The sequence below is a fragment of the Bacillus sp. FSL M7-0558 genome (assembly GCF_038003245.1).
GTDB classification, from domain to species: domain Bacteria; phylum Bacillota; class Bacilli; order Bacillales; family Bacillaceae; genus Bacillus; species Bacillus pumilus.
In genome coordinates this window covers 2,152,429-2,175,691 of record NZ_JBBOOU010000001.1, presented here as the reverse complement: position 1 = coordinate 2,175,691, position 23,263 = coordinate 2,152,429, and the positions used below count along the sequence as shown (strand labels likewise).

The following is a 23,263-nucleotide window of genomic DNA, read 5'->3' as shown; positions in this document are numbered from 1 at the left end:
ATGGGGCGATTAACAGGAAAGAGAATATGGATTACTGGCGCATCTGGTGGCATTGGTGAAAAAATGGCGTACTTGGCAGCAGCAGAAGGCGCAGAGATCATGATTTCAGCAAGACGAATTGAAAAGCTGACGGGTGTAAAAGAAAAGATTATGAGTGCTGGCGGAGTGTGTCACATCGTGGAGCTAGATGTCAGTCACCTTGAGGACATTGATCGCGCATATGAAGAAGTGGGGGCTGTTGATATTTTGGTGAACAATGCCGGTTTTGGTGCGTTTGATCTCGTTGAAGATGCGTCCATTGAGGAAATGGTGTCGATGTTTGAAGTAAACGTGTTTGGTTTAATCGCCTGCACGAAAAAGGTCATTCCAGAGATGAAACAAAGAGGACACGGACATATTATCAATATTGCCTCTCAGGCAGGAAAGATTGCCACCCCGAAATCAGCCATTTATTCTGCATCCAAGCATGCCGTCCTTGGTTTTTCAAACAGCCTCAGAATGGAGCTGTCAGACATCGGCATTCACGTCACCACAGTGAATCCAGGCCCGATTGCCACTGACTTCTTTACCATCGCCGATCGCAGCGGTGAATATGTGAAGAATGTTGAATTCATGATGCTTAGTGCGGACAAGGTGGCTGGGAAGGTCGTATCCGCTATGATGACGAAAAAAAGAGAGATTAATCTGCCTGGATGGATGAACGCTGGCAGTAAATTGTATCAATTATTCCCATTTTTATTTGAAAAAGTAGCACGCAAAGCGATGATGAAAAAATAACAAAAAAGAAACCGGTTGTGAACTGGTTTCTTTTTTTTGAAGTAAGCTGCCATTGTGACCGTCTTTTTATCTCCGCCTTGCTGCTTGCTGAAGCGGGTCCCACACACTGTTAAAAGGCGGTGCATAGCTAATATCTAAATCTTCAAGATCTGTTATGGTTAGCTGTTGGTAAAGAGCAGTTGCCATCACATCGATCCGTTTATCTACACCGTTTCTTCCGATGATTTGGGCACCGAGCAAGGTGTAGTCATCACTTCTGTAAATCAGTTTGATTTTCATTTTCTGCGCATCTGGATAATATCCAGCGTGATCCGTACTGTCAATGGTGATGGTGGAAAAAGGAATATCAGCTGCTTGTGCTTCCTTTTCAGATAAGCCCGTTCGTCCCGCTGTCATGCTCATAAATTTCATGACGGCAGTTCCAGTCACGCCTTGAAACGCCCGGTTTGTTCCCGTCATATGAAAACCAGCGATTCTTCCTTGTTTATTCGCCGTTGTACCGAGCGGAATATAATCGAGTGATTGTTTGATGCGGTGATAAGTGGCTGCGCAATCCCCGGCAGCATAGATGTCTTTTACATTGGTTTGCATGTATTCATTTACAACAATGGCGCCATTTGAAAGCCGTTTGATTTCTGTTTTGTCTAAAAAGGATGTTTGCGGGGTGACGCCGATGGCCATGATGACCATATCTGTTTTTATGGTTTGTTTGTCTGTTTGAACAGCTGTGACATGTGATTCGCCCTCTAATGTCTGCACGGTTTCCCCGAGTGTCACGTGAATGCCTTGGGCACCCGCCTCTTCTTTCAGGTGCTTTGCCATATCGGGGTCAAAGCCCGGACCAAGTGTTGAACCCCGCTGAATGATATGTACCTTTTTTCCCAGCGCTTTTAAATTTTCAGCCATCTCTAAGCCGATATATCCACCGCCAATGATCGTGACATGTGTGATATCTTGTTTTAAGTGGTCTAAAATGGACAGCGCATGCGGAATGGTTTTTAATACGTGTACGCCTTCTAGCGGCTGATTGTTTAAATCCAGTTTAACAGGGCTTGCTCCTGTCGCAATTAAGAGGCGGTCATAGCTTTCGGTAAAGGGTTCTTTTGTTTTCGTATGATGACCTGACACCGTTTTTTGCTTTGGATCAATGGAGGTCACTTCGTGTAAGCATCTAGCATCAATTCCGTATTTGTCGCGAAATGTTTCAGCGCTGCGTGCAATCAGCTTGTTGTGGTGATCAATGAGACCGCCGATCAAGTAGGGGAGGCCGCACTGTCCATATGAGAAAATCTCTCCTTTTTCAAAAGCGACAATATGTGCATCTGGACCCTCTCGATATATTTGCATAGCACAGCTCATTCCTGCTGCATCTCCGCCAATGATCACATATTTCATTTGGTGTGCTCCCTTCTATCTATCGAACTGAATACTCTTATTTACCCTCATTTTCCTTTTTTTAATGCTTTTTTTCGCAAAAGAAGCAAACTTTAGTGGAAAAATAAAGACAGCGCCTTCATTTTAAGCTACAATCGGATTATCGTCTTTTTGGTTACGAGTTTAGTGAAGATTGGTGGGAAAGACTTTGAGTGACACGCGACTAGATTTTAATACTTTATATACACGTCATACAAGAGAGGCTTGGTCTGCTCTTGGAGAATATATGCCGGTATCTGTTTCAGAAGAGGAAGCAAGAGCACTTCAAGGATTAAATGACTATTTATCGCTTGAAGAAGTTCAGGATATTTACATACCACTTATTCGTTTTCTGACATTGCATGTCTTTGCAGAAAAACAAAAAAATCAGCATGTGAATGCCTTTTTAAACTACCCACATCATGCGAAAATTCCTTTTTTAATTGGGATTGCTGGAAGTGTGGCTGTCGGGAAAAGCACAACGGCCCGTATCATCGAAACGCTTTTATCGAGGCTTGGAGATGGACTGAAAGTGAGTCTTGTGACAACCGATGGCTTTTTGTATCCTCAAAAAGAATTAAAGGATCGAGGACTCATGGAAAAGAAAGGCTTCCCAGAAAGCTACGATGTCAAAGCCTTGTTGTCTTTTTTAAACGAATTAAAATCAGGTAAACAAACTGTGCATGCCCCGGTATATTCGCATCTGACCTATGACCGGCTTGATGGTGTGTATGAAACGGTGGAGGATGCCGATATTGTTATTATTGAAGGAATCAATGTGCTGCAATCCCCAGCGCTGGATGATCTGAAGGATGAACCGCGTGTGTTTGTATCAGATTTCTTTGATTTTTCGATTTATGTAGATGCTGCTGAAACGCAAATTCAATCATGGTATAAAGAACGGTTCCGTTTGCTGAGGGAAACAGCTTTCCAAGATCCTGAATCCTTCTTTCATCAATACAAAGATTTGACGGATGAAGAGGCAGATCACATGGCAAGCACAATTTGGAATACCGTCAATCGCCCTAATTTATATCAAAATATTTTACCGACAAAATATCGAGCTGATCTCATTTTGAAAAAAGGTGATCAGCATAAGGTGGAAGAGATTGCTATCCGCCGAGTATAAAGAAAAACCGCTCAAACGAGAGCGGTTTTTTTAATGATCTCCACTGACTTTCACAGCGATGGCAGCTGCGGATCGCTTTTTCAGGCGGTAGTATCCAATGAGTAGGAACGGAACACCTGCGATGGTGATGATCGACAAGACTGAAAAAATGGAGAAGGGATGGGCTGCGCCAAAATAGTCAATGCACAGTCCGCCGACAAATGGTCCGATGACGCTGCCGAGCTGAGAAAATCCCATCGCGCCAAAGTACGACCCCTTTACTTCTGGCTTTGCCACATTGTCTACAAATAGATCCATCATCGCAAACAGCAGAACCTCTCCAATTGTAAACACGACAATGATGAAAGCAAGCATGCCGAGACTCTGTGAAAAAGCAATGGCAAACAAACTGCCCGCAAGAAGAATATTCCCAGTGGTGAGCGACAAAATGGTGGAGTAGCGTTTGGCGATCATGATGAGCGGATATTGTACGACAATGACAACAACTGCATTTAAAGATAAAAGGTATCCAAACAGTTTCGGACCATCCTCAATCATAGGCGAAGCGGATAAATATTGAGGCAGCGTTGAGCTCAAATGCGAATACCCGAACGAACATAAGGTAACGCCGATGAGGATAATGCTAAAGACTGTATCTTTTTGGATAATGGAAAGGGCTTTTTTGACCCCAATTTGTTTCGTGTTTTCTGGAGCAGCAACTGGATGTTTCTGAAATTGCCAGGCCAGCGTTAATCCGTATAACAAATAAATGAAGGCAGCGACGAGAAATGGAAAGGTTGTTTTCGATGACCCGAGATATAAGCCAAGCAGCGGACCGAAGATGACCCCTATGTTAATGGCTGTATATCGTAAATTAAACACAAACAACCGAATACTTGACGGGGTGACATCAGATAAGAGCGCCTTAGATGTTGGTTCAAACAGTGCCCGGCACAGTCCGTTTAAAGCGTTCATGATAAAGAAGACCCAAATGGCATCTGCAAATGCAAAGCCAACAAAGACAAGTGTCCAACCGAAGATTGATAGAAGCATGACCTTTTTTCTTCCGATACGATCAGAAATATATCCACCGTAAAAACTCGCAACGATCCCAATCAGAGAGCTAACGGCAATGATTAATCCAGCAGAAGAAGCTGAGGCGCCTTTGACTTGTGTTAAATAAACGGCCAAAAAAGGAATGCTCATGGACGTCGCCATTCGGCCAAATATGGTGCCGATGATGATCGTCCAACTAAGCGGATGTAGCGTACGTAAGTTATTTTTCATGCTGTTTCTCCCCTGAGTTTGTAAGATGTTCCAATCATACATGAAAAATTGTGCAAATTAAATACACAATTTGATGGAGGGGACATCCGCCATATGGCAGAGAAGTTTGATTGGCTCGTATTTGGAGACGCGTGCTTTTTTCTGCTGGTGCTTTTATGCCACTGATTCGCGCGGTCATTTGACCCCATTTAATCAAGGTCGATCGCGACGATTTGCTGCAAGGACAGGTTGAGAACATCTTCATCATTGACGATTTTTATGCGCTGCGTTTCATAATGAATGGCTTTGACCCAGCCCCAAAACTGCTCTTTTCTACCTGCTGCGGCATATGTCACGCAAATCGCTTGATCCTCAGTAATCGACTGTGTGATCAAAAAATTCATTTCTTCCAGTTGATCGGTGCTCAGCGGGGGAGGGGTGTATTTTTTTTTCTGCCGTTTTTGAGCAAGCAGCTGCTCCCGGTGCTCTGGAAGCATCATTCGGCTTGATTCCCACATGAGGTTGTATCCAGGTGTTAATTTATTGGGATTCATGGCTGTTCGCCTCCGTTATTTGTAATGTCCGCCAATTTTTTCGGCGCGGTGATACGCCTGCCCTGCGCTTGTCAGTGACGAAGCGTGCAGCAGGGCAGCAGGTCCATACTTTATGTGGATCGCATCAAATACTTTGCTGAGTTTGTCTTTTTGAACATGATGATCAAATAAAGTTAGCTGATACTGGCTGTCAGACTGCAGCTGTGAGAGAGTAATACCGACACTGCGAATGGGCTGACCATCCCAGTGCTGCTGGCATAGCTGAATGGCTGCCTCTGCAATATCTGTCCCGTACTGTGTAGGTGAATGAAGCTTGATTTGTCTATGAAATCCGGTCGGTTGAGAAAAATCAGCGCCTCTCACGCCAACAGACACTGTTTGCCCAAGATAATGCTTAAAGCGTGCACGTCTGGCCACCTCTTCGCTCAATTCAAGAAGAGCGACTTTGATATCCTCAAAAGACGCATAATCATGTGGGAGAGTCATATGATGTCCCACCGCTTTTTGCTCATTATGTGTGTGAACGGTGACCGGAGAGGGATCATGCCCTAAAGCTGTTCGCTGCAAAAGCTCTCCGTTGATTCCCCAGCGTTTTTTAAGCCGGTCTAACGGATAAGCAGCAAGCGTCCCAATGGTACTGATGCCCATTCGTTTTAAATGGTGCTCCATTCGTTTACCAACGCCAAATAATTTTCCAATCGGAAGCGGCCATAAATCAGCCGCAACACTGTCTGCGCGAAGTTCATAAATGCCAGATGTGTTTTTTTTAGCAAAATGGTCACAGGCCATTTTAGCGAGCACTTTATTAGGACCGATGCCAACACGTGCGTAAATACCCGTCTGGTTCATAATGGTTGTTTGTATATTTTGAGCGATCTCACGGGGAGAACCGAGTAGTGTCAGGCTGCCTGTAATATCGAGAAATTGTTCATCAATTGAATATGGTTCGACAAGATCTGTGTATTGTTCAAGCAGCTCTGTGATCATGACAGAGATATCAAGATAGCGCTGCATACGAGGGCGTACGACGACAGCTTCAGGGCATTTCTCCTGTGCTTCCCATAATCTGGATGCATTTTGAACGCCCCGTTTTTTAGCGAGCGGGCAGGCGGCAAGTACGACTCCGCTCCGCCGCTCAGGATCTCCAGAGACGATGAGCGGCACATCCTTCAAGTGGGGAGCCTCCACTTTTTCGACTGACGCATAAAACGATTGCATATCCACAAGCAGAATGGCTCGTTCATTCATTATTTTCACCTCTTAGAACGTATGTTCTGTTTCTATTTTAACCGTCAGGAGGCGAAATTGATACTGGTAAATCATTCAAAGAAAAGAGTATAAATCCATACAAAAAAAGACGAAGTGGAAGACACTTCGTCTCATTTGATGCAACATATTTTAAGCATGTGCCAAGTTGTGGGATGTTTGGAGGGGCTCAGAACGCAAACGATAGGCCATCAGTTTTTTCTTAGGCTTATGTGTAAACTGCCGCACCACATCCACGTGGTCATCGTAATGATACAGATAAAGGGTCACATCATGCTTGCCAAGCTTTGTTTGCATGGTAAGAGGCGCCGGCCCTTCCTGCGGATGAAGAAAGCGCTCTTCATCACCAGGATAAATATAATAGCGTTCAATAAAGATCGCATCATTAAAATGTTGAATAATTTCAGATGTTTGTTGATCATTGAGCGGACGATCTTCAAACATGATCGTTGTTTGATCACTTGTTACTTTTGCATGCACTGCATAACGACTAAAAAGGCGTTCCACAACACCAGAAGGCAGCGAAGTGACAAGAAGCTTTAAAAGACTAAACACAACAAGTGAAGTAACAATCCAAACCAATATCATCATCTCCAATAAACATTTGTTACATTTCCTATATGAACCATCTTAACATACCAAAAGAATGAAACTTTCGCACAAAAAGTGAACTTTTTGAAATAAGTGTGAAGATTTACAAGGAGATGACGGCGAAAGAACGAAATCAACAAAGCTGAAAGGAAAAAAGGCTGCCACGTAATCTTTACAAACAATAAATCGGACAGGTAGACTATTGAAACAACAGTTTTTTGTAAAAAAAGAGAGCGGTAAGCCAAAAATGAAAAGGGGCGAGGTCATCATGATACGTCAAGTGAAGCCGTCAGATTTTTACGCCGTCACATCCGTCATCCAAAGCTGGTGGGGAGGTAAAGATTTGCGCGCAACATTGCCGAAGCTATTTTTTGAACATTTTCAGCAAACAAGTTTTGTCGTCGTTGAAAAAGGTGAACTGATTGGCTTTTTAGTCGGTTTTTTATCGCAATCTCGTTCAGATGAAGCGTATATTCACTTTGTTGGGGTACATCCAGATCACCGGAAATTAAAGATCGGAAAAATGCTGTATCAAGCCTTTTATGATGTGGCAAAACAGGAAGGAAGAACAACCATTAAAGTGGTAACAGAACCTGTAAATAAAGTATCAATTGCCTATCATGCAAAATTGGGCTTTCAAATTGAAAAAGGGGATAAAACTGTAGAAGGAATCTCCGTGTTTTCAGAATATGAAGGAATAAATGAAGACCGTGTTTTATTTGTGAAAAAGTTAGAGGCGATGTCATGATTGTCAATTTAGATCAAACAATAGGAGATGTAGCAAAGCAGATCTTACATATTCAACTAGCTGCATACCAACAAGAAGCTGAACAAATTGGCTATGCCGATCTTCCGCCATTAAAAGAGACCTTTCAAGATGTAATGAAAGCAAAAGAGCAATTTATTGGTTTTGAGCAAAAGGGAATCTTACTAGGTGTTGCCTCTTATGAAGAGCAGAAAGATTATTTGATCATTAGTCGATTGGCTGTGCATCCCAAAGCGCTAAAGCAGGGTATTGGAACAAGACTTATGTCTACAATTATGGAGAAAAATGTCCCTATAGAACTGACCACTGGGCAAAAAAACACCCCTGCAAAAAGGCTATACGAAAAGTTAGGATTTGTTGAAACAAATGTGATTCATGTTGCAAAAGAGCTCACCTTATCAAAAATGAAATGGACACCGAGGCGAAAGGTTGCGGTTGTCGAATTCAAAAAAGAATGGCATGAAGAATTCCATCAAGAAAAGCAGCGACTCAAGCAAATCATTCAAAAGAGCTGGATAGAAGGACATCATATTGGTAGTACGTCAGTTGAAGGACTTGTTGCCAAACCCATTATTGATATCTTAATAGAAGTAAGTCATATAAAAGAGATCGATAGAAAAAGAGAGAGCTTTGAACATCTTGGATATCAAGCGCTCGGTGAAAATGGCATAAAAGGGAGACGTTTTTTTCAAAAGGGTGGCTTGAATCGTACGCATCATGTCCATATTTATGAGAGAAATCATCCTGATGTGAAAAGGCATTTATTGTTTCGAGATTACTTAAGGGCCCATCCAGAACGAGCTGTAGCGTATGCGTCTGTCAAGGAACAATTAGCAAATCAGTATCGGGAAGATATACAAAGCTATATGGCAGGAAAGAATGAAATCATAAAAGTAATAGAAAATGAGGCATATCGCTGGGATAGAGAAGGAGGAGAGGAAGCTCTTAAATAAGCTACCTCTTTTCCTCGTTAATTAGGAAGCTGAACATTGCCTTTTACAGTATAGGCCTGTGAAGCAGCAGTAGATGGAAGAGCGGGTAATTTATCCTTTACGATGACCCCGCGGATATCTGTGATTCGAACAGGAAGAGATTTAGACCCCATATTAAATCCAAGGAAATGGTTGTAGTCTGTCTTTTCCATGTTCACCCATTGTCCATCTTTGTAATATTCCATTTTCATAATCGGATATTTATGATTGCGCACTTGAATCGCAGCCCACCACTTACTGCTACCTTCTTTTATTCTGTAAACTACATTTCCGCTAATCGGTGCTTTTACAATTTTCCAACTAATTGGGATTTTCCCATCTGCCATATTGCCGATTTTGGCAAAGGCATTATGAGAAAGATCAAGAGCTCCTTTCGCTCCTTCTGGATATTTATCGGTTACATACACAACGGTTTTTCCTTTTGGACCCTTTACTTCAAGGTAAGCCCCTGCAAGTGCCGCATTTATCCCTTTATAGTTATAGTCATGGGGATTTAAAGCCGTAATTTTCATGTCAGATGGAATAGGATCTAATAATGCGGCGCCCCCTGAGTAACCAGATCCCGTATAAGTTGCATAGCTTTCTCGTACTTCATCAAGGACAGATGCCGCTTTCATGTTTGGCACAGCGAAACTCAACATCAATATCAGTGCCCCGATGAAGCAGAGAGATAATCTTTTTTTCACGATCTAAAACCTCCTGTTTATTCTTTAAAAATTGGTAGCGTCATAAGTATAATTCTAAAAAACAAGAAGCAAAAAGAGTCAATAGATAGATATAATCATAGTGAGAAGAGCGTGTATTTCAAAGAATATGACTTTCGGATTTAGTCGTGTGTCATGTTTTATGGTGTTTTATGTGTTACAATGTAAGCATCAATTTAAAAAGGATGTTCGCCATGTATATTCACATCACAGAACAGGCTAAAACATATATAGAAAAACAGCAAACAGGAAACGAAACTAAGGAATTACTGCTTCGCTACGATTCAGAAGGTTGTGGCTGTGCAGTGAGTGGCGTACCAATGCTTTGGTTAACAAGTGAAAGAACAGGTGAATGGGAACAACTTAAAAATAGCCAACATTTAAAACTATATATACACATTGCACAGAAGGTATTTTTTGATGAGGAAATGACCATCGATTTTAATGAAAAAGCCAATACATTGATGCTGAAAAGTCCTCAGCAAATACTCAGTCCAAGAATGGGCATACTTGTAAAGTAAGGTGGAAACGTAGTGGATCAGAAGCTTAGAGTGATACAAAACACGGCACAAAATAAAACATGGGTGTCGTTTTTAAATAACAATCATCCCTATACCCTTTTGCACTGGTCAATAGGTGGAATGGATTCGGTGAAAAAGGATGTTTGGCTTCTTCAGGATGAAGTCACATTTGAAACGGAAGAATTCCCAACGCTCGAATTAGCTGTCAATTGGATCAAAGAGAATATGGAACAGGTAACAGATGTATTATAAAAGCCCTTTTTGACAAAAGGGTTTTTTTCGTGCCTTCATCATCTCACCAAGCAGCTGGGAACGTCTAATCTGAAAAATGATCTTTTGCAACGCAAAAAAACTGTTTTATAACAACCAATTCGACAAAACAAGAAAAATAGACATGAAAAAATCTTGGATATAAATGCCGAAAAATAGGCAATGGAAGCGGTTATTGCGGGATACCGAAAACTTTGCGAAAAATGACATTTCATATTTCTTCCATTCGAGGAAATATGATAGAATACAACATGTATCGTATATGAGAAGGGAGGTGCTAAAGTGAATTGAAGCTCAAGCTGTCATCGCCTCAGGTTGGAATTAAAATAAACGAATGGTATAGGCAGATTTGCGGATTTCATGTCATGAAAGCAGAGAAGCTGAAGGCCGAGATCGAGCAGGAAATTCTGGAGATGGAGCAAGATCAAAACTTGTTGCTGTTTTACCAGCTGATGGATTTTCGCCATAAGGTGATGCTTGAATATTTTGAACCGGCAAAGAAAGCCTCAAATGATGAAGAAATTAAAAACCTGCTAGAAACGATCGAACATTCGCAAACGAAATTAACGGACATGCTTGAATACTATGTTCATTTTTTCACAGGAATGTTTGAGTTTGAACAGCAAAACTATTTAAGTGCCATTGCCTATTACCGTTCAGCAGAAAAAAAGCTCAATCTTATATCAGATGATATAGAAAGAGCAGAATTTTACTTTAAATTAGCTGAAATATACTACCACATGAAACAAACCCACTTTTCGATGCACTATGCCTTGCAAGCGTTAAATACGTACTCTGCCTACAGAACGTACACGCTGAGAATCATCCACTGTGAATTTGTCATCGGTGCAAACTATGATGATTTGAAATGCTATGAACATGCATTGCCCTACTTTAAAAATGCTCTAAATCGAGCACGATCGATTGGAAACCCTCGAGTCATAGGTTCGGCCCTTTTCAACTTAGGTAACTGTTATTACCAAATGAACGATCTTGCGGAAGCAAGCCGTTATCTGAAAGACTCTCTTGAAGTGTTTGAAAAGGAGAATTTAACCCATCTTAATCGCTCTCTAGACCCACTATTTATGCTCACCCAAATCCTGTTTAAACAAAAACAAATAGAAGAGTCGTTAACCCTCTATCAAAAAGGTATTATGAAAGCCTGTGAATTAGAAGATGAAATTTACATCTGCAAATTTCAGTTCTTAAAAGCATTATACGTTGATGCAGAAATAACGATCATAGACGATACATTAGACCTGCTCGAGGACAAGCGCTTATACCCAGACATTGAGGAATTGGCACTTGATGCGGCTCATTATTACAATGAGCTTGGACTGTATGAAGCATCGACACGGTTTTACGAACGGAAGATTCAAGCCATATCAAAAATTCAAAATGGGGGTCATTTATATGAAAACGAGTTTGATAGTTCTTTTATTGGCAGCAACTGCAGGATTATCGGTCATGAGTCAGCAGCAATCGGAAGAGAGTCATATGGAACTGGCGGGCAGACACCATACAACAGTAGTGACTATTGCATAAGTTAGCTCAAAAAGAGGAGACGAACCACTGTTCATTCTCCTCTTTTATCTTCATTTGATTCAAATGGTTGAAGGAATACTTGAACTTCTTGTTCGTAAGCTTCTTTATTTTCACTAAAAGACATCGCGTGTGCCCCGTGCGGCGCTATAAATAGTTGTTTATCACCTTTTTTTCGAGCATATAGCTGCTGACTCTGCTCGCATGGAATATAGTCATCATGAAGACTATGGATAAAAAGCACAGGTTCTCTCACCTGATCGATCACATCCAGCGGTGACACTTGCCGAATGCTGTATCCATCCCGCCATTTTAACACTCGATCACTTAGTGGAAGAATCCATTGACCTGAAAGACGAAAATCTGTTTTTAATCGATAGAGAAGCTGATCCTCAAAAGAAGCAAAAGGACAGTCAGCTATGTAAAAATTGGCGCTTGCTTCCGGCTTTGCGGCATATAACAAAGTCGTGACTGCCCCCATAGATTCTCCATGTATACCGATAATGGCATTTTCCCCAAGTTTTTGTCTAAGCCACTTCACGACCTTCGCTAAATCTTCTTTTTCGTAGTATCCATAACTCGTGGTTTTCCCGCCACTCATTCCATGTCGTCTATGATCATAAAGCATCACATTCCATCCAAGCTTTTGGAATAATTTCATATACTTAACGGAATTTATTAAACTGACTGTGACGCCATGACAAAGTACAATGGTGCGTGTTGTATGAGAATGCGGATGCGGCACAAAATAGCCATGAAGCTCATAACCAAATGCTGAAGGAATACACACTTTCTCTTTGTTAAGATGTTGAAACTCTTCATGATGATAATGCCCTTCATCTGATTCTCGTTTGATGAGCTCTTCATCTGTTAATTTTCGAATATACATCATTTTGTTGGTGAAAAAAATGCCGATTGCAACGAGCGGACATAATATGAAGGCAAGTATAGCGATCCATTTTTTCATCTAGCTGATTCTTCCTTTCCGAGGTTTTTCCTATGACGATCATACCACATGTTGGGAGATTGGCGTGACTCTTGCTCAGGAAATAAAACGGATGATACACTTAGAGGCAAAAGGAGAGAGGCACAATGAAAAAGAACAATGATCAAGCGAAATTAAAGGACGGCATAAACGAAAATCTCAAACAGCAGCTCCTTCAAATGAAGCAGAATCTGGCCGCCGAGACAGAAAAAAGAGAAGAACAAAAACGACAAGACCTCCTTCGGCAGCAGAAAGAAAAAGAAAAAAACAAAAGCTTCTCCGAGCTGCTAGATGAAAGTCATTTGGACTGGAGAAAATATAAAAGCTAAAAAAGGGAGCACTGATGCTTCTTTTTTTATGTCATCATTGAGGTTGATCAACACGCAAGTGCTTCCGGTTCCTTCGATTCCTCCTTCATTTAAATCCCTTTTTATAACAAATATAGTATTTAAGACCCTTTTGATAGAAGGTCGTACTACTTATAATGAAGGTGTATTACAATATTTGGGAACGGTGATGATTTACATGAAAATGAGAAAAACAATGGCTGGAGTCGCTTTATCTTTAGGATTGCTTTTACCTGTTTCGGGACAAGCTCTTGCTACAAATGATTTAACGAATGCAGATTTGCGTACAAAGGCTACTTCAATTGTAGATTGTTCTGTAACTCCTTTTAAAGGCGCAAGTAATCGATTATGTATGTATTCGGATAATGGTTCTTTTGCAAATAGTTTCAGTCGTTTTGGTACGACATTTTATCTTAAAGGCAAATCTGGAAATTATGCATATTACGAAAGTGCAAGATAAGACAACGGGGCCTTTAGCCCCTCCTTGCTTTTGCCTGTCGAATATGAAAAAGAGATCACATCAGATGATCTCTTTTTATCTCATTTAAACCGGTGCGCCTCGTACACAGATGGTTTTGTATAGTAAGTCAATGCTTTTACTTCTTGGTCACTTAAAGAACGTGCATTGGCCGCTGCCGCATTTTCTTTTAATTGTTCCACCGAGCTTGCGCCAAATACAACGGAACTGACCGCAGAATGCTGAAGCAAATATTGAATGGAGAGCTCTGTGAGTGATAGGTCATAAGCGACTTTCTTTAAAGAAGGAATGATCTGCTGTAGCTCGTCAAATGAATATTGAAGATATCCGTTTTTTTTAATCGCTGCACTTGCTTGTGAAAGTGGTTTTTCGGTTAAAAGCCCTTTTGCTAAAGGTCCTCTTGCCACAACACTAATGCCTTGTTCTTCAAGAAGAGAGAACCATTCCTCTGGACGGCGGTCGAGTAAACTATATTGCATCATGACGCTGACGATGTTTGATTTTTTGGCGTATTCTTTAATGACGTTTGGACGGATAGAAGAGATGCCATAATAGCGAATAACGCCTTCTTCCACTAATTCTTCAAAAGCCTCAATCGTCTCATCGATAGGGTCATCGATCGTGCCTCCGTGCAGTTGGTATAAATCAATATAATCTGTTTGCAGCCGCTTGAGGCTTTGTTTTACGGCTTCTTTTATGTATGCCTTTGAAGGGTCCCAGTCCCAGCCAGATTTGCCTTTTTCAAAGCGGTTGCCGCCTTTTGTGGCCAAAATTAAATCTTGCCGCCTGTTTTTAATCGCTTCCCCGACAATTTCCTCATTTGTCCCAAAATCATATAAATCGGCTGTATCCAAATAATTAATTCCAAGATCAATGGCTTCATCTAATAAAGAGAGCGCTTTTCCTTTTTCTGTTCCTAGGGACATACATCCTAGAGCCGCTTCGCTCACCAAAAGATCCGTTGTACCAATTCGTCTTTTTCTCAATTCCATCACACTCCTATTCCTTCACATTAAGTGAAAAAAATCTAGAATTCAAGCTAGGTGACTTCAAATGGCGCATTGAAGCAAGCGTCCGCATTTCGCTTCTCTTAAATCATCTATGTTAAAATGAATGAAGTAAAAAGTGAAAGTAGAACGAGGAGCTGACAAAATTGAAGGACTTTGAAGAAAAAACATTATCGACTAAAGAATTATACAACGGAAAAATCATTGATTTGGTTCTTGAAGATGTACAATTGCCAAATGGAAAACAAGGCAAACGCGAAATCATCAAACATCCTGGTGCAGTAGCCGTCATTGCTCGGACAGACGAAAATAAAATCATCTTGGTCAAGCAATACCGTAAAGCACTAGAGAGAGCCATCGTTGAAATTCCGGCTGGTAAATTAGAGCCAGGGGAAGAGCCGGCACATACAGCACTGCGAGAATTAGAAGAAGAAACAGGATACACCACTCAGAAGCTTCAAAAGCTGACAGCCTTTTATACATCACCAGGTTTTGCAGATGAAATCGTCCACATGTATCTTGCAGATCACCTAGTTCCGCTTGAAGAAAAAAGAGAGCTGGATGAAGATGAATTTGTTGAAGTGATGGAAGTTTCATTAGAAGAAGCCTTGCACCTCATTGAAAAGCAGCATATTTATGATGCAAAAACAGCCTATGCCATTCAGTACTTACAACTGCAAGAGGTACTTAAGTCAACAAAATGAGGGAGTTTTTTGCAGACATCCATATTCATATCGGCAGAACAAGAACAGGCAGAGCTGTTAAAATTACAGGTGCAAGATCACTGACCATTGACCAAATTCTCATTGAAGCAACGCAAAGTAAAGGGATGGGGATGATTGGTGTGATTGATGCACAATCTCCAGAAGTCCTAGAAGAATTAATAGAGGGTGTAGAAGAAGGCAAGTACACTGAACTAAGTGATGGCGGTCTATCATTTGAACAGACCGTGCTGCTTTTAGGCAGTGAATTAGAAATTAACGATAACCATTCAAAAGGTCCAATTCACGTGCTTGCATTTATGCCCACACTGCGCAAAATGACTGAGTTCTCCGCATGGCTCGCGCTACATATGAAAAATGTGCATTTAAGTTCACAGCGCCTCTATGTGGATGGGAAAACACTTCAGCATAAGGTCAAGGAGCTAGGAGGCTTATTTATTCCTGCTCATATTTTCACGCCGCATAAAAGCTTATTTGGCAAAGGAGTCAGCACGTCTTTAACGGAAGTATTCGATCCGGACCTCATTGATGCTGTTGAACTAGGACTTAGCTGCGATACGTCAATGGCGTCCCAGTTAAGCGAACTGAACCGTTATCCATTTTTAACGAATTCAGACGCTCATTCTTTAGGGAAAATCGCGCGAGAATATACAAAAATCCGCATGGACCATGCCTCTTTTGCCGAATTCAAACTAGCCCTTGAAGGGAAAGAGGGGAGAGCCATCATAGGAAATTATGGGCTCGCCCCGCGTCTTGGGAAGTACTATCATACAACCTGCGAGAAGTGCGGAGTAAGACCTCGCGCGCTAGATCAAGAAAAGTGCCAAGCATGCGGACATACCCGGATGACAAAAGGAGTGAGCGAGCGTTTAAAGGAGCTTGCTGACCAAGAAAGTGACAATGGAACAAGACCTCCTTATGTTCATCAGCTTCCACTTCAATTTATTCCGGGTGTTGGAGCCAAAACGCTGGAGAAGCTAAAAGCCGTGTTTCACACAGAGATGAATATCCTTCATCAAGCAACAGAACAAGAACTAAAAGCTGTCCTGCCAGAAAAAACAGCCAATTACATCATCAAAGCAAGAAAAGGTGAAGTCGAACTGATCGCTGGCGGGGGCGGAGTATACGGTAAGGTGGATATCAATCATGAATCAAGTTAACTGGACATGTGAAACGTTTGAACAATTGACAAAAGAGGATCTTTACCTGATTTTAATGGAAAGAGTCAATGTGTTTGTTGTTGAACAAACATGCCCTTACCCTGAAATTGATCACCGGGACCAAGAAGCGCTTCATCTGATGGCAAAAGAGAACGGCACGATTGTGGCTTATTGCCGAATTTTTCAAAGCGGAATCATGTACGAAGAGGCGTCCATTGGCCGCGTTCTTGTGACAGAGGCAGGTCGAAAAAAAGGCTATGGAAAAATGCTACTTAGCAAGGCTTTGGAAAAGCTGAGTGAATTAGGTGAAGCAAGTGTCAAAATTCAGGCGCAGGCCTACCTGAAGTCGTTTTACGAATCCTTTGGTTTTAAGGCCGTTTCAGATTGTTATGATGAAGATGGAATTCCCCATCTTGATATGGTGAAAACAGAAAGATAGGCGTGTATACGTCTATCTTTTTTATGTCACATCGTGTATCATAACGTCAACGAAAGGGGTTTTGCCAAATGGGAAAAAGCAATGCAAAGAAAAAACGAGAACATATTGAAAGGCAGCACAGCCGAAACCCGGAACTGTCGAGAGGAAACATGCCGCACTTTAGTACACATGAAAGAAAAACAAAAACAAAACAAGAAGCCTTGCAGCACATGATGAAAAAACATAAAAGAAGGAATGCTTATGATCACTATCAAGAGGATCATAAGCATTTTTATTTTGCTTTTTTGTGACAACCAATTCAAATAAATGGAAAAATTTTAAAAAATAGGACAAACGGTCGTTTCTTTTTGTCTAAAAATGTAGTTAAATGACAAAAAGATGAAAGGGAGAGTGAGTATTGTGAACATCAAGTCAATTGGAGCAGGGCTTTGTATGGCAAGTATGATGCTGGCATCGGTCACGTTCGGCGCCTCACATATTTCTGCAAAGGAGCAAGCGAAAAAAGAGTACATGATCGGCTTTTCTTCTTCCGTTCAAGATCATACACAAAAACAGCTTGTTGAAGAAGCTGGTGGACATGTAAAAGAATCCATAGAGCAGATAGATATGATGAAAGTTTCCTTGAATGAGGCATCGAAAAAGAAACTAAATCAGGCAAAAGAAGTGACCTTCATTGAGGAGGACCAAAAGGCAAAAACAAGCGGTCAAACGATCCCATATGGCATCAAAAGCATCAAAGCACAAAAGGTACATAAACGGGGATACGCTGGACAAAATGTCAAAGTAGCCGTTCTTGACAGCGGCATTGATGGCAAACATGAAGATCTACATGTCACCGGGGGAGTCAGCTTTGTTCCAACAGAGTCAGATCCGCTTGTTGACCCGCATGAACACGGGACGCATGTGGCGGGCACAATTGCAGCGTTAGATAATAAGGTAGGTGTCGTTGGTGTTGCGCCAAAAGCTTCAATCTATGCGGTCAAGGTGGCAGATGAAAATGGTGATGGCTACTATAGCTGGATCATTAAAGGAATTGAATGGGCCATTGAGAATGACATAGATGTCATCAATATTAGTATGGGAGGAGCAAGTGAATCTGAAGCGCTGAAAGAAGCGGTAGATCGAGCATATGACAAGGGTATTCTCATTGTGGCTTCTGCTGGGAATGCAGGAAGTTATGGCTCTCTCAACACAGTTGACTATCCAGCTAAATACAGCTCAGTGATAGCGGTTGCTTCTGTTGACCAAAGAAAACAAAGAGCTTTTGATTCATCTGTAGGCGAAGAAGTGGAAGTTTCAGCACCAGGCGTTTCAACGCTCAGTACCATTCCCCATAATGAATATGGCTACAAGAGCGGGACATCCATGGCATCACCGCATGTAGCAGGAGCTGCGGCTGTCATTCTATCAAAACATCCGAATCTGACAAACGATGAAGTGCGCGAGAGACTTTCAAAAACGGCTACACAGCTTGGAGATCCTTTTTACTATGGTGCCGGGCTTGTGAACGTACAAAAAGCGGCACGATAAATGAGAAGAGAGAGCAGTGTTTAGGCTGCTTTCTCTTTTTTCTTTCAATAAAACTGTCATGTTTCGTAATCTCTCTCATAGAATCTAGTAACCTTTACTATTTGGGAGGAAGACGCATGCGGAAAAAGTCTTGGAAGGAACATCTTCTTCAGCACGTAAAAGACCATCTATCGATTTATTTGTTTGTCTCTGTACTCTTTTTAATGGGCGTGATTTTTGGGGCCATCATCGTCAATAGTATGACAATTAGTCAGAAAGAGGATTTATTCTATTATTTAAATCAATTTTTTGGTCAGCTGACAAATGAGAAAGCAGCAGAATCAAAAGAAATGTTTTTGCAAAGCTTTTTGCATCATATGAAATATTTAGGTCTTATGTGGATACTAGGGATATCTATCATTGGCCTGCCGCTCATCTTTCTCATGATCTTTTTAAAGGGAATTGTCGTTGGGTTTACAGTTGGTTTTCTAGTAAATCAAATGGGGCTGAGTGGTTTTTTCCTTTCGTTCGTATCGGTTCTTCCGCAAAACATATTACTTATTCCAGCCTATTTAGTGATTGGGACATGTGCGATTGCGTTTTCCATCCGTCTCATTGGGCAGCTGTTCATGAAAAAAACCATCAGTCAAGCACCTGTTCAGTGGTTCGCCCGTTATGCATCTGTTCTACTGATGATTTTAGCGCTTGCTGCACTTTCGTCCTTTTTTGAATCGTACGTCTCCTTCATGCTCATGAAAAAGCTAGCAGGTGTTCTTTTCTCATAAATTTATAATTGTTATTAAATAATAATCAATTTATTTATCAATTTAAAATGATTATAGTTGGCTCCCAGCACATCATTTGATATAATGATCAAGTAATGTGGCGTAGGAGGGAAAGTCAATGGAAAATCGGATTGATCGAATTAAGAAACAGCTTCATTCTTCCAGCTATAAGCTCACGCCACAGCGTGAAGCAACAGTAAGAGTACTGCTTGAGAATGAAGAAGACCATTTAAGTGCAGAAGATGTATACCTCCTCGTAAAAGAGAAGTCTCCTGAAATTGGTCTTGCTACTGTTTATCGAACGTTAGAATTGCTAACTGAACTGAAAGTTGTTGATAAAATTAACTTTGGAGACGGCGTTTCGCGATATGATCTTCGCAAAGAAGGAGCCGCTCACTTCCATCATCATCTTGTCTGCATGGAATGCGGGACAGTCGATGAGATAGAAGATGATTTATTAGAAGACGTTGAAGAGATTATTGAACGTGACTGGAAATTTAAAATTAAGGATCATAGATTGACATTCCATGGTATTTGCCACCGGTGTCATGATGATGAATCCGGCAAATAATCCGAATTGGAACCTTTTCATTTAAGATGAAGAGGTTTTTTGCATTTTCGCTGTATATTCCTTGTCCCACCTGGCATATGCTGAAGTAATGAGAAGCTCGAGAAAGGACATGAGAATCATGCGAAAATGGCTCAAAACAACAGGTGAAGTGATGAAGGTATTTATCTTGTTCACTGGTTTTACCGTCCTGTTCTATTATGCTATGATATGGATAAATTCAGAATATGAAAGCTACCATCGTTATGATAAACCAGAGGGTGCAGCAATTAAAGTGATGGAAATGGATCAGCCGAATCAAGACAACTGGCAAGACCGATTGATTTATTTTTATCAAAACGGGGAGTAGAAATCATTGAACGATCAATTATCCGACTTTATTCATTTTATGACAGTAGAGAGAGGACTCTCTGAAAATACCATTGTTTCTTATAAACGAGATTTACAGAACTACTTGTCTTTTTTAATGACACATGAGCAGCTGACGGATATAAAAGATGTCACACGCCTGCATATCATTCATTATTTAAAAAAGCTAAAAGAGGAAGGGAAATCGAGCAAAACGTCAGTGCGGCATCTCTCCTCGATCCGGTCCTTCCACCAATTTCTGCTCCGGGAAAAAGTGACAACAGATGATCCGTCATGGAACATTGAAACGCAAAAAACAGAGCGGAAATTACCGAAAGTTCTCTCACTAGGGGAAGTTGAAAAGCTGCTTGATACACCAAATCAGCACACTCCATTTGACTACCGTGACAAAGCGATGCTCGAGCTCTTATATGCGACAGGCATTCGCGTCAGTGAAATGCTGGATCTGACCCTTGCCGATGTTCACCTCACAATGGGCTTTATCCGTTGTTTCGGTAAAGGAAGAAAAGAGCGGATTGTGCCAATTGGTGAAGCAGCTGCAAGTGCGATTGAAGAATATCTCGAAAAGGGAAGAAGCAAGCTGTTAAAAAAACAGCCGGCAGATGCCTTATTTCTCAATCATCACGGGAAAAAAATGTCGCGGCAAGGTTTCTGGAAGAATCTGAAAAAAAGAGCTCTCGAAGCAGGGATTCAAAAGGAACTCACACCCCATACACTCAGGCATTCATTTGCCACGCATCTGCTTGAAAACGGTGCAGACCTAAGAGCTGTGCAGGAGATGCTCGGACATGCCGATATCTCGACAACACAAATTTATACACATGTGACGAAAACAAGACTGAAAGATGTGTATCACAAATTCCATCCAAGGGCATAAGTAAAGCATGACACGGTGAACGTGTGTCATGCTTTTTCATGTTTGCACCGTTTATGGTTGTCAACCGGCTTGTAAACGGTTTATACTTGAGATGTCAGACCTCTCTTTTTGAAAGGTTAAAAGACAAGAATATTGAAGGAGGCGCTTTTTAATGCCTGATTATCAGTATAAACGCATTTTCCTCGTCGTAATGGATTCAGTAGGAATTGGGGAAGCACCTGATGCTGCTGAATTTAATGATGTAGGTGCAGATACACTAGGACATATTGCTGAAAAAATGAACGGGCTTCATATGCCGAATATGGCGAAGCTTGGGCTGAGTCATATTAAAGAAATCAAAGGAATTCCAGCGGATGAGAAGCCGCTTGCGTATTATGGAAAAATGCAAGAGGCATCAAATGGTAAAGATACAATGACAGGACACTGGGAAATCATGGGTCTTTACATAGACACACCGTTCAGAGTTTTTCCAGACGGATTCCCAGATGAACTATTAAATGAACTAAAAGAAAAAACAGGCAGAGGCATTATTGGAAATAAACCTGCGTCTGGTACTGAAATTTTAGACGAGCTTGGCGAAGAGCACATGAAAACAGGCGATCTAATCGTTTATACATCTGCGGATTCTGTGCTGCAAATTGCTGCGCACGAAGAAGTGGTGCCATTAGATGAACTTTACCGTATTTGTGAAATTGCACGTGAGCTCACATTAGATGAAAAATACATGGTTGGCCGCATTATCGCCCGTCCATTTGTCGGGGAGCCTGGTGCGTTTGTCAGAACACCAAACCGTCATGACTATGCTTTAAAACCATTTGACCGAACAGTGATGAATGAGCTGAAAGATGATGGGCTTGATGTGATTGCGATCGGCAAAATCTCTGATATTTATGATGGAGAAGGAATCACCTCTTCTCTCAGAACAAAGTCGAACATGGACGGAATGGACAAGCTGGTTGATACACTTAAAACAGACTTTACGGGACTCAGCTTTTTAAACCTTGTTGATTTTGACGCCCTTTACGGACATAGAAGAGATCCAGAGGGTTACGGAAAAGCACTAGAGGAATTTGACGCCCGTCTTCCTGAAGTGTTTGATCTGTTAAAAGAGGATGATCTTCTTGTCATTACAGCAGATCATGGAAATGACCCGGTTCATCACGGAACAGATCATACAAGAGAATACGTTCCGCTCATTGCTTACAGCAAAAAGCATCAAGGAGCAAATGAACTGCCAACTCCAAAAACCTTTGCTGATCTTGGAGCAACGGTCGCAGACAATTTCAAGACAACGATGCCAAAATACGGCACAAGCTTTTTATCTAAACTCAAATAGGGGGGAAATCTCGTGGGAGCACAGTTTTCAGAAGCGGCGGCATACATTAAACAAGCATCGACATACGTACCAACAGTTGGATTGATCTTAGGTTCAGGGCTTGGCATTTTAGCAGATGAGATTGAAAATCCAATCAAATTGAAATATGAAGATATTCCTGGATTCCCTGTGTCAACAGTAGAGGGTCATGCAGGACAGCTCGTCATCGGGACGCTGAAAGGCACTGTCGTATGTGCGATGCAAGGACGTTTTCACTTCTATGAAGGATATGATATGAAGCAAGTGACGTTTCCACTCCGTGTGATGAAAGAAATTGGCATTGAGACATGCATCGTGACAAATGCAGCCGGCGGTGTGAATACTTCATTCCATCCAGGCGATCTCATGCTGATTACAGATCATATCAATATGATGGGGACCAATCCATTAATTGGTCCAAATGACAGTCAAGGCGTTCGTTTCCCTGATATGTCTGCCCCATACGATAAAGATTTGCTGGCACTTGCAGAAGAAACAGCTCAGCGGTTAGGCATATCTGTACAGCAGGGTGTTTATGCAGGGATGACAGGTCCTTCATATGAAACACCGGCTGAAGTTCGTTTCCTTAGAACACTTGGCGCAGATGCTGTAGGCATGTCGACGGTCCCAGAGGTGATTGTTGCGCGTCATGCAGGAATCAAAGTGCTAGGTATTTCATGCATTTCTAATGCGGCATCAGGTATTTTAGATCAGCCGCTGTCTCATGATGAAGTCATTGAAGTAACCGAAAAAGTGAAAGCGAGTTTCCTTGATTTAGTAAAAGACATTGTCAAACAACTCTCATAGCATGTTTTAAGAAGCCTTCTGTTTATCGACAGAAGGCTTTTTTTATGGCAATCATACGATCTCTGTATAAAACAGCCTCGATGAGG

28 protein-coding genes are annotated in these 23,263 nt (G+C 41.5%); 20 read left to right on the top strand and 8 right to left on the bottom strand.

Translation table 11 applies throughout. The features are described 5' to 3' along the window. Positions 1-777: an SDR family NAD(P)-dependent oxidoreductase gene (locus tag MHB79_RS10880; protein ID WP_050943806.1), complete on the top strand. Its 777-nt coding sequence runs from the start codon at positions 1-3 to the stop codon at positions 775-777. Between the two features lie 66 nt (positions 778-843). Here MHB79_RS10880 and MHB79_RS10875 read toward each other — a convergent pair whose 3' ends face one another. After that, positions 844-2,172, bottom strand: a complete 1,329-nt coding sequence (locus tag MHB79_RS10875) for a CoA-disulfide reductase (protein ID WP_340989735.1) — start codon at positions 2,170-2,172, stop codon at positions 844-846. Between the two features lie 187 nt (positions 2,173-2,359). Here MHB79_RS10875 and coaA point away from each other — a divergent pair, with 187 nt between their 5' ends. After that, positions 2,360-3,319: a type I pantothenate kinase gene (gene coaA / locus MHB79_RS10870; RefSeq protein WP_034620396.1), complete on the top strand. Its 960-nt coding sequence runs from the start codon at positions 2,360-2,362 to the stop codon at positions 3,317-3,319. 30 nt (positions 3,320-3,349) lie between these two features. Here the strand turns inward: coaA and MHB79_RS10865 are convergent, their stop codons facing one another. The 4 genes from MHB79_RS10865 to MHB79_RS10850 all read right to left on the bottom strand — a co-directional run bounded on the left by MHB79_RS10865 (position 3,350) and on the right by MHB79_RS10850 (position 6,966). Then, complete coding sequence (locus MHB79_RS10865) at positions 3,350-4,585, bottom strand: MDR family MFS transporter (RefSeq protein ID WP_003215590.1); 1,236 nt, start codon at positions 4,583-4,585, stop codon at positions 3,350-3,352. A 188-nt stretch (positions 4,586-4,773) separates the two neighbouring features. Next, complete coding sequence (locus MHB79_RS10860) at positions 4,774-5,118, bottom strand: YolD-like family protein (protein WP_003215746.1); 345 nt, start codon at positions 5,116-5,118, stop codon at positions 4,774-4,776. A 15-nt stretch (positions 5,119-5,133) separates the two neighbouring features. After that, a complete protein-coding gene (locus MHB79_RS10855; protein ID WP_340989733.1) occupies positions 5,134-6,366 on the bottom strand; it encodes a DNA polymerase IV in 1,233 nt (410 codons plus the stop codon). A gap of 150 nt (positions 6,367-6,516) precedes the next feature. Beyond that, positions 6,517-6,966, bottom strand: a complete 450-nt coding sequence (locus tag MHB79_RS10850; protein WP_050943810.1) for a YfmQ family protein — start codon at positions 6,964-6,966, stop codon at positions 6,517-6,519. A 277-nt stretch (positions 6,967-7,243) separates the two neighbouring features. Here MHB79_RS10850 and MHB79_RS10845 point away from each other — a divergent pair, with 277 nt between their 5' ends. Together MHB79_RS10845 and MHB79_RS10840 are read left to right on the top strand one after the other, a co-directional pair. Beyond that, entirely contained in the window at positions 7,244-7,723 is a 480-nt protein-coding gene (locus tag MHB79_RS10845) for a GNAT family N-acetyltransferase (protein ID WP_340989731.1), read from the top strand. Further along, positions 7,720-8,694, top strand: a complete 975-nt coding sequence (locus tag MHB79_RS10840) for a GNAT family N-acetyltransferase (protein ID WP_340989729.1) — start codon at positions 7,720-7,722, stop codon at positions 8,692-8,694. The genes MHB79_RS10845 and MHB79_RS10840 overlap by 4 nt, the downstream gene beginning before the upstream one ends. 17 nt (positions 8,695-8,711) lie before the next feature. On the opposite strand, the gene MHB79_RS10835 is transcribed toward MHB79_RS10840, so the two are convergent. After that, the gene (locus MHB79_RS10835) at positions 8,712-9,419 is read right to left on the bottom strand and encodes an expansin EXLX1 family cellulose-binding protein (protein WP_044141052.1); all 708 of its coding nucleotides are present in this window, start codon (positions 9,417-9,419) and stop codon (positions 8,712-8,714) included. 212 nt (positions 9,420-9,631) lie between these two features. Between MHB79_RS10835 and MHB79_RS10830 the strand changes: the two genes are divergently transcribed. The 3 genes from MHB79_RS10830 (at position 9,632) to MHB79_RS10820 (ending at position 11,778) form a co-directional block, all read left to right on the top strand. Continuing rightward, entirely contained in the window at positions 9,632-9,958 is a 327-nt protein-coding gene (locus tag MHB79_RS10830; protein WP_003215572.1) for an iron-sulfur cluster biosynthesis family protein, read from the top strand. 12 nt (positions 9,959-9,970) lie between these two features. After that, a complete protein-coding gene (locus MHB79_RS10825) occupies positions 9,971-10,210 on the top strand; it encodes a YqkC family protein (protein WP_003215790.1) in 240 nt (79 codons plus the stop codon). A 305-nt stretch (positions 10,211-10,515) separates the two neighbouring features. Beyond that, complete coding sequence (locus MHB79_RS10820) at positions 10,516-11,778, top strand: Rap family tetratricopeptide repeat protein (protein ID WP_340989727.1); 1,263 nt, start codon at positions 10,516-10,518, stop codon at positions 11,776-11,778. 26 nt (positions 11,779-11,804) lie between these two features. Here the strand turns inward: MHB79_RS10820 and MHB79_RS10815 are convergent, their stop codons facing one another. Continuing rightward, entirely contained in the window at positions 11,805-12,737 is a 933-nt protein-coding gene (locus MHB79_RS10815; RefSeq protein ID WP_335356223.1) for an alpha/beta hydrolase, read from the bottom strand. Positions 12,738-12,862: 125 nt separating this feature from the next. Between MHB79_RS10815 and MHB79_RS10810 the strand changes: the two genes are divergently transcribed. Together MHB79_RS10810 and MHB79_RS10805 are read left to right on the top strand one after the other, a co-directional pair. Continuing rightward, positions 12,863-13,084, top strand: coding sequence for a YqkE family protein (locus MHB79_RS10810; protein ID WP_003215614.1), 222 nt, complete (start codon positions 12,863-12,865; stop codon positions 13,082-13,084). After that, complete coding sequence (locus MHB79_RS10805) at positions 13,047-13,562, top strand: antimicrobial peptide LCI (RefSeq protein ID WP_340989724.1); 516 nt, start codon at positions 13,047-13,049, stop codon at positions 13,560-13,562. The genes MHB79_RS10810 and MHB79_RS10805 overlap by 38 nt, the downstream gene beginning before the upstream one ends. An 80-nt stretch (positions 13,563-13,642) precedes the next feature. Here the strand turns inward: MHB79_RS10805 and MHB79_RS10800 are convergent, their stop codons facing one another. After that, on the bottom strand, positions 13,643-14,566 hold the full coding sequence (locus MHB79_RS10800; protein WP_340989722.1) for an aldo/keto reductase: 924 nt from the start codon (positions 14,564-14,566) through the stop codon (positions 13,643-13,645). A 167-nt stretch (positions 14,567-14,733) separates the two neighbouring features. Here MHB79_RS10800 and MHB79_RS10795 point away from each other — a divergent pair, with 167 nt between their 5' ends. The 11 genes from MHB79_RS10795 to MHB79_RS10745 all read left to right on the top strand — a co-directional run bounded on the left by MHB79_RS10795 (position 14,734) and on the right by MHB79_RS10745 (position 23,177). Further along, entirely contained in the window at positions 14,734-15,291 is a 558-nt protein-coding gene (locus MHB79_RS10795; RefSeq protein ID WP_268458358.1) for an NUDIX hydrolase, read from the top strand. Further along, positions 15,288-16,469, top strand: a complete 1,182-nt coding sequence (locus MHB79_RS10790; protein ID WP_340989718.1) for a TIGR00375 family protein — start codon at positions 15,288-15,290, stop codon at positions 16,467-16,469. The genes MHB79_RS10795 and MHB79_RS10790 overlap by 4 nt, the downstream gene beginning before the upstream one ends. Continuing rightward, complete coding sequence (locus tag MHB79_RS10785) at positions 16,456-16,908, top strand: GNAT family N-acetyltransferase (protein ID WP_137055019.1); 453 nt, start codon at positions 16,456-16,458, stop codon at positions 16,906-16,908. The genes MHB79_RS10790 and MHB79_RS10785 overlap by 14 nt, the downstream gene beginning before the upstream one ends. Before the next feature lie 68 nt (positions 16,909-16,976). Further along, on the top strand, positions 16,977-17,198 hold the full coding sequence (locus tag MHB79_RS10780; protein ID WP_003215884.1) for a hypothetical protein: 222 nt from the start codon (positions 16,977-16,979) through the stop codon (positions 17,196-17,198). Between the two features lie 109 nt (positions 17,199-17,307). Next, positions 17,308-18,438 carry a S8 family peptidase gene (locus MHB79_RS10775; protein ID WP_106028738.1) on the top strand — a complete coding sequence of 377 codons (1,131 nt, stop codon included), beginning with the start codon at positions 17,308-17,310 and terminating at the stop codon, positions 18,436-18,438. Between the two features lie 116 nt (positions 18,439-18,554). Beyond that, positions 18,555-19,202: a stage II sporulation protein M gene (gene spoIIM, locus MHB79_RS10770; RefSeq protein WP_034661156.1), complete on the top strand. Its 648-nt coding sequence runs from the start codon at positions 18,555-18,557 to the stop codon at positions 19,200-19,202. 118 nt (positions 19,203-19,320) lie between these two features. Further along, positions 19,321-19,773 carry a ferric iron uptake transcriptional regulator gene (gene fur / locus MHB79_RS10765; RefSeq protein ID WP_003215577.1) on the top strand — a complete coding sequence of 151 codons (453 nt, stop codon included), beginning with the start codon at positions 19,321-19,323 and terminating at the stop codon, positions 19,771-19,773. 118 nt (positions 19,774-19,891) lie between these two features. Further along, positions 19,892-20,119 carry a YqzK family protein gene (locus MHB79_RS10760; RefSeq protein ID WP_003215798.1) on the top strand — a complete coding sequence of 76 codons (228 nt, stop codon included), beginning with the start codon at positions 19,892-19,894 and terminating at the stop codon, positions 20,117-20,119. Between the two features lie 6 nt (positions 20,120-20,125). Beyond that, the gene (gene xerD / locus MHB79_RS10755; RefSeq protein WP_003215982.1) at positions 20,126-21,016 is read left to right on the top strand and encodes a site-specific tyrosine recombinase XerD; all 891 of its coding nucleotides are present in this window, start codon (positions 20,126-20,128) and stop codon (positions 21,014-21,016) included. A gap of 151 nt (positions 21,017-21,167) precedes the next feature. Then, positions 21,168-22,352 (top strand): phosphopentomutase, encoded by a 1,185-nt coding sequence (gene deoB, locus MHB79_RS10750; RefSeq protein WP_003215717.1) that lies wholly within the window; start codon positions 21,168-21,170, stop codon positions 22,350-22,352. Positions 22,353-22,364: 12 nt separating this feature from the next. Beyond that, positions 22,365-23,177, top strand: coding sequence for a purine-nucleoside phosphorylase (locus MHB79_RS10745; RefSeq protein ID WP_340989716.1), 813 nt, complete (start codon positions 22,365-22,367; stop codon positions 23,175-23,177). The last annotated feature ends 86 nt before the right edge of the window (positions 23,178-23,263 follow it).

Excerpts from the sequence above, each read along its gene's own strand:
- MHB79_RS10830 (WP_003215572.1), top strand. The coding sequence starts at position 9,632 with ATGTATATTCACATCACAGAACAGGCTAAAACATATATAGAAAAACAG.
- MHB79_RS10840 (WP_340989729.1), top strand. The coding sequence starts at position 7,720 with ATGATTGTCAATTTAGATCAAACAATAGGAGATGTAGCAAAGCAGATC.
- MHB79_RS10865 (WP_003215590.1), bottom strand. The coding sequence starts at position 4,585 with ATGAAAAATAACTTACGTACGCTACATCCGCTTAGTTGGACGATCATC.
- MHB79_RS10780 (WP_003215884.1), top strand. The coding sequence starts at position 16,977 with ATGGGAAAAAGCAATGCAAAGAAAAAACGAGAACATATTGAAAGGCAG.
- MHB79_RS10760 (WP_003215798.1), top strand. The coding sequence starts at position 19,892 with ATGCGAAAATGGCTCAAAACAACAGGTGAAGTGATGAAGGTATTTATC.
- MHB79_RS10810 (WP_003215614.1), top strand. The coding sequence starts at position 12,863 with ATGAAAAAGAACAATGATCAAGCGAAATTAAAGGACGGCATAAACGAA.
- MHB79_RS10805 (WP_340989724.1), top strand. The coding sequence starts at position 13,047 with ATGAAAGTCATTTGGACTGGAGAAAATATAAAAGCTAAAAAAGGGAGC.
- MHB79_RS10880 (WP_050943806.1), top strand. The coding sequence starts at position 1 with ATGGGGCGATTAACAGGAAAGAGAATATGGATTACTGGCGCATCTGGT.
- MHB79_RS10855 (WP_340989733.1), bottom strand. The coding sequence starts at position 6,366 with ATGAATGAACGAGCCATTCTGCTTGTGGATATGCAATCGTTTTATGCG.
- MHB79_RS10815 (WP_335356223.1), bottom strand. The coding sequence starts at position 12,737 with ATGAAAAAATGGATCGCTATACTTGCCTTCATATTATGTCCGCTCGTT.
- MHB79_RS10845 (WP_340989731.1), top strand. The coding sequence starts at position 7,244 with ATGATACGTCAAGTGAAGCCGTCAGATTTTTACGCCGTCACATCCGTC.
- deoB (WP_003215717.1), top strand. The coding sequence starts at position 21,168 with ATGCCTGATTATCAGTATAAACGCATTTTCCTCGTCGTAATGGATTCA.
- MHB79_RS10785 (WP_137055019.1), top strand. The coding sequence starts at position 16,456 with ATGAATCAAGTTAACTGGACATGTGAAACGTTTGAACAATTGACAAAA.
- MHB79_RS10790 (WP_340989718.1), top strand. The coding sequence starts at position 15,288 with ATGAGGGAGTTTTTTGCAGACATCCATATTCATATCGGCAGAACAAGA.
- fur (WP_003215577.1), top strand. The coding sequence starts at position 19,321 with ATGGAAAATCGGATTGATCGAATTAAGAAACAGCTTCATTCTTCCAGC.
- MHB79_RS10860 (WP_003215746.1), bottom strand. The coding sequence starts at position 5,118 with ATGAATCCCAATAAATTAACACCTGGATACAACCTCATGTGGGAATCA.
- MHB79_RS10875 (WP_340989735.1), bottom strand. The coding sequence starts at position 2,172 with ATGAAATATGTGATCATTGGCGGAGATGCAGCAGGAATGAGCTGTGCT.
- spoIIM (WP_034661156.1), top strand. The coding sequence starts at position 18,555 with ATGCGGAAAAAGTCTTGGAAGGAACATCTTCTTCAGCACGTAAAAGAC.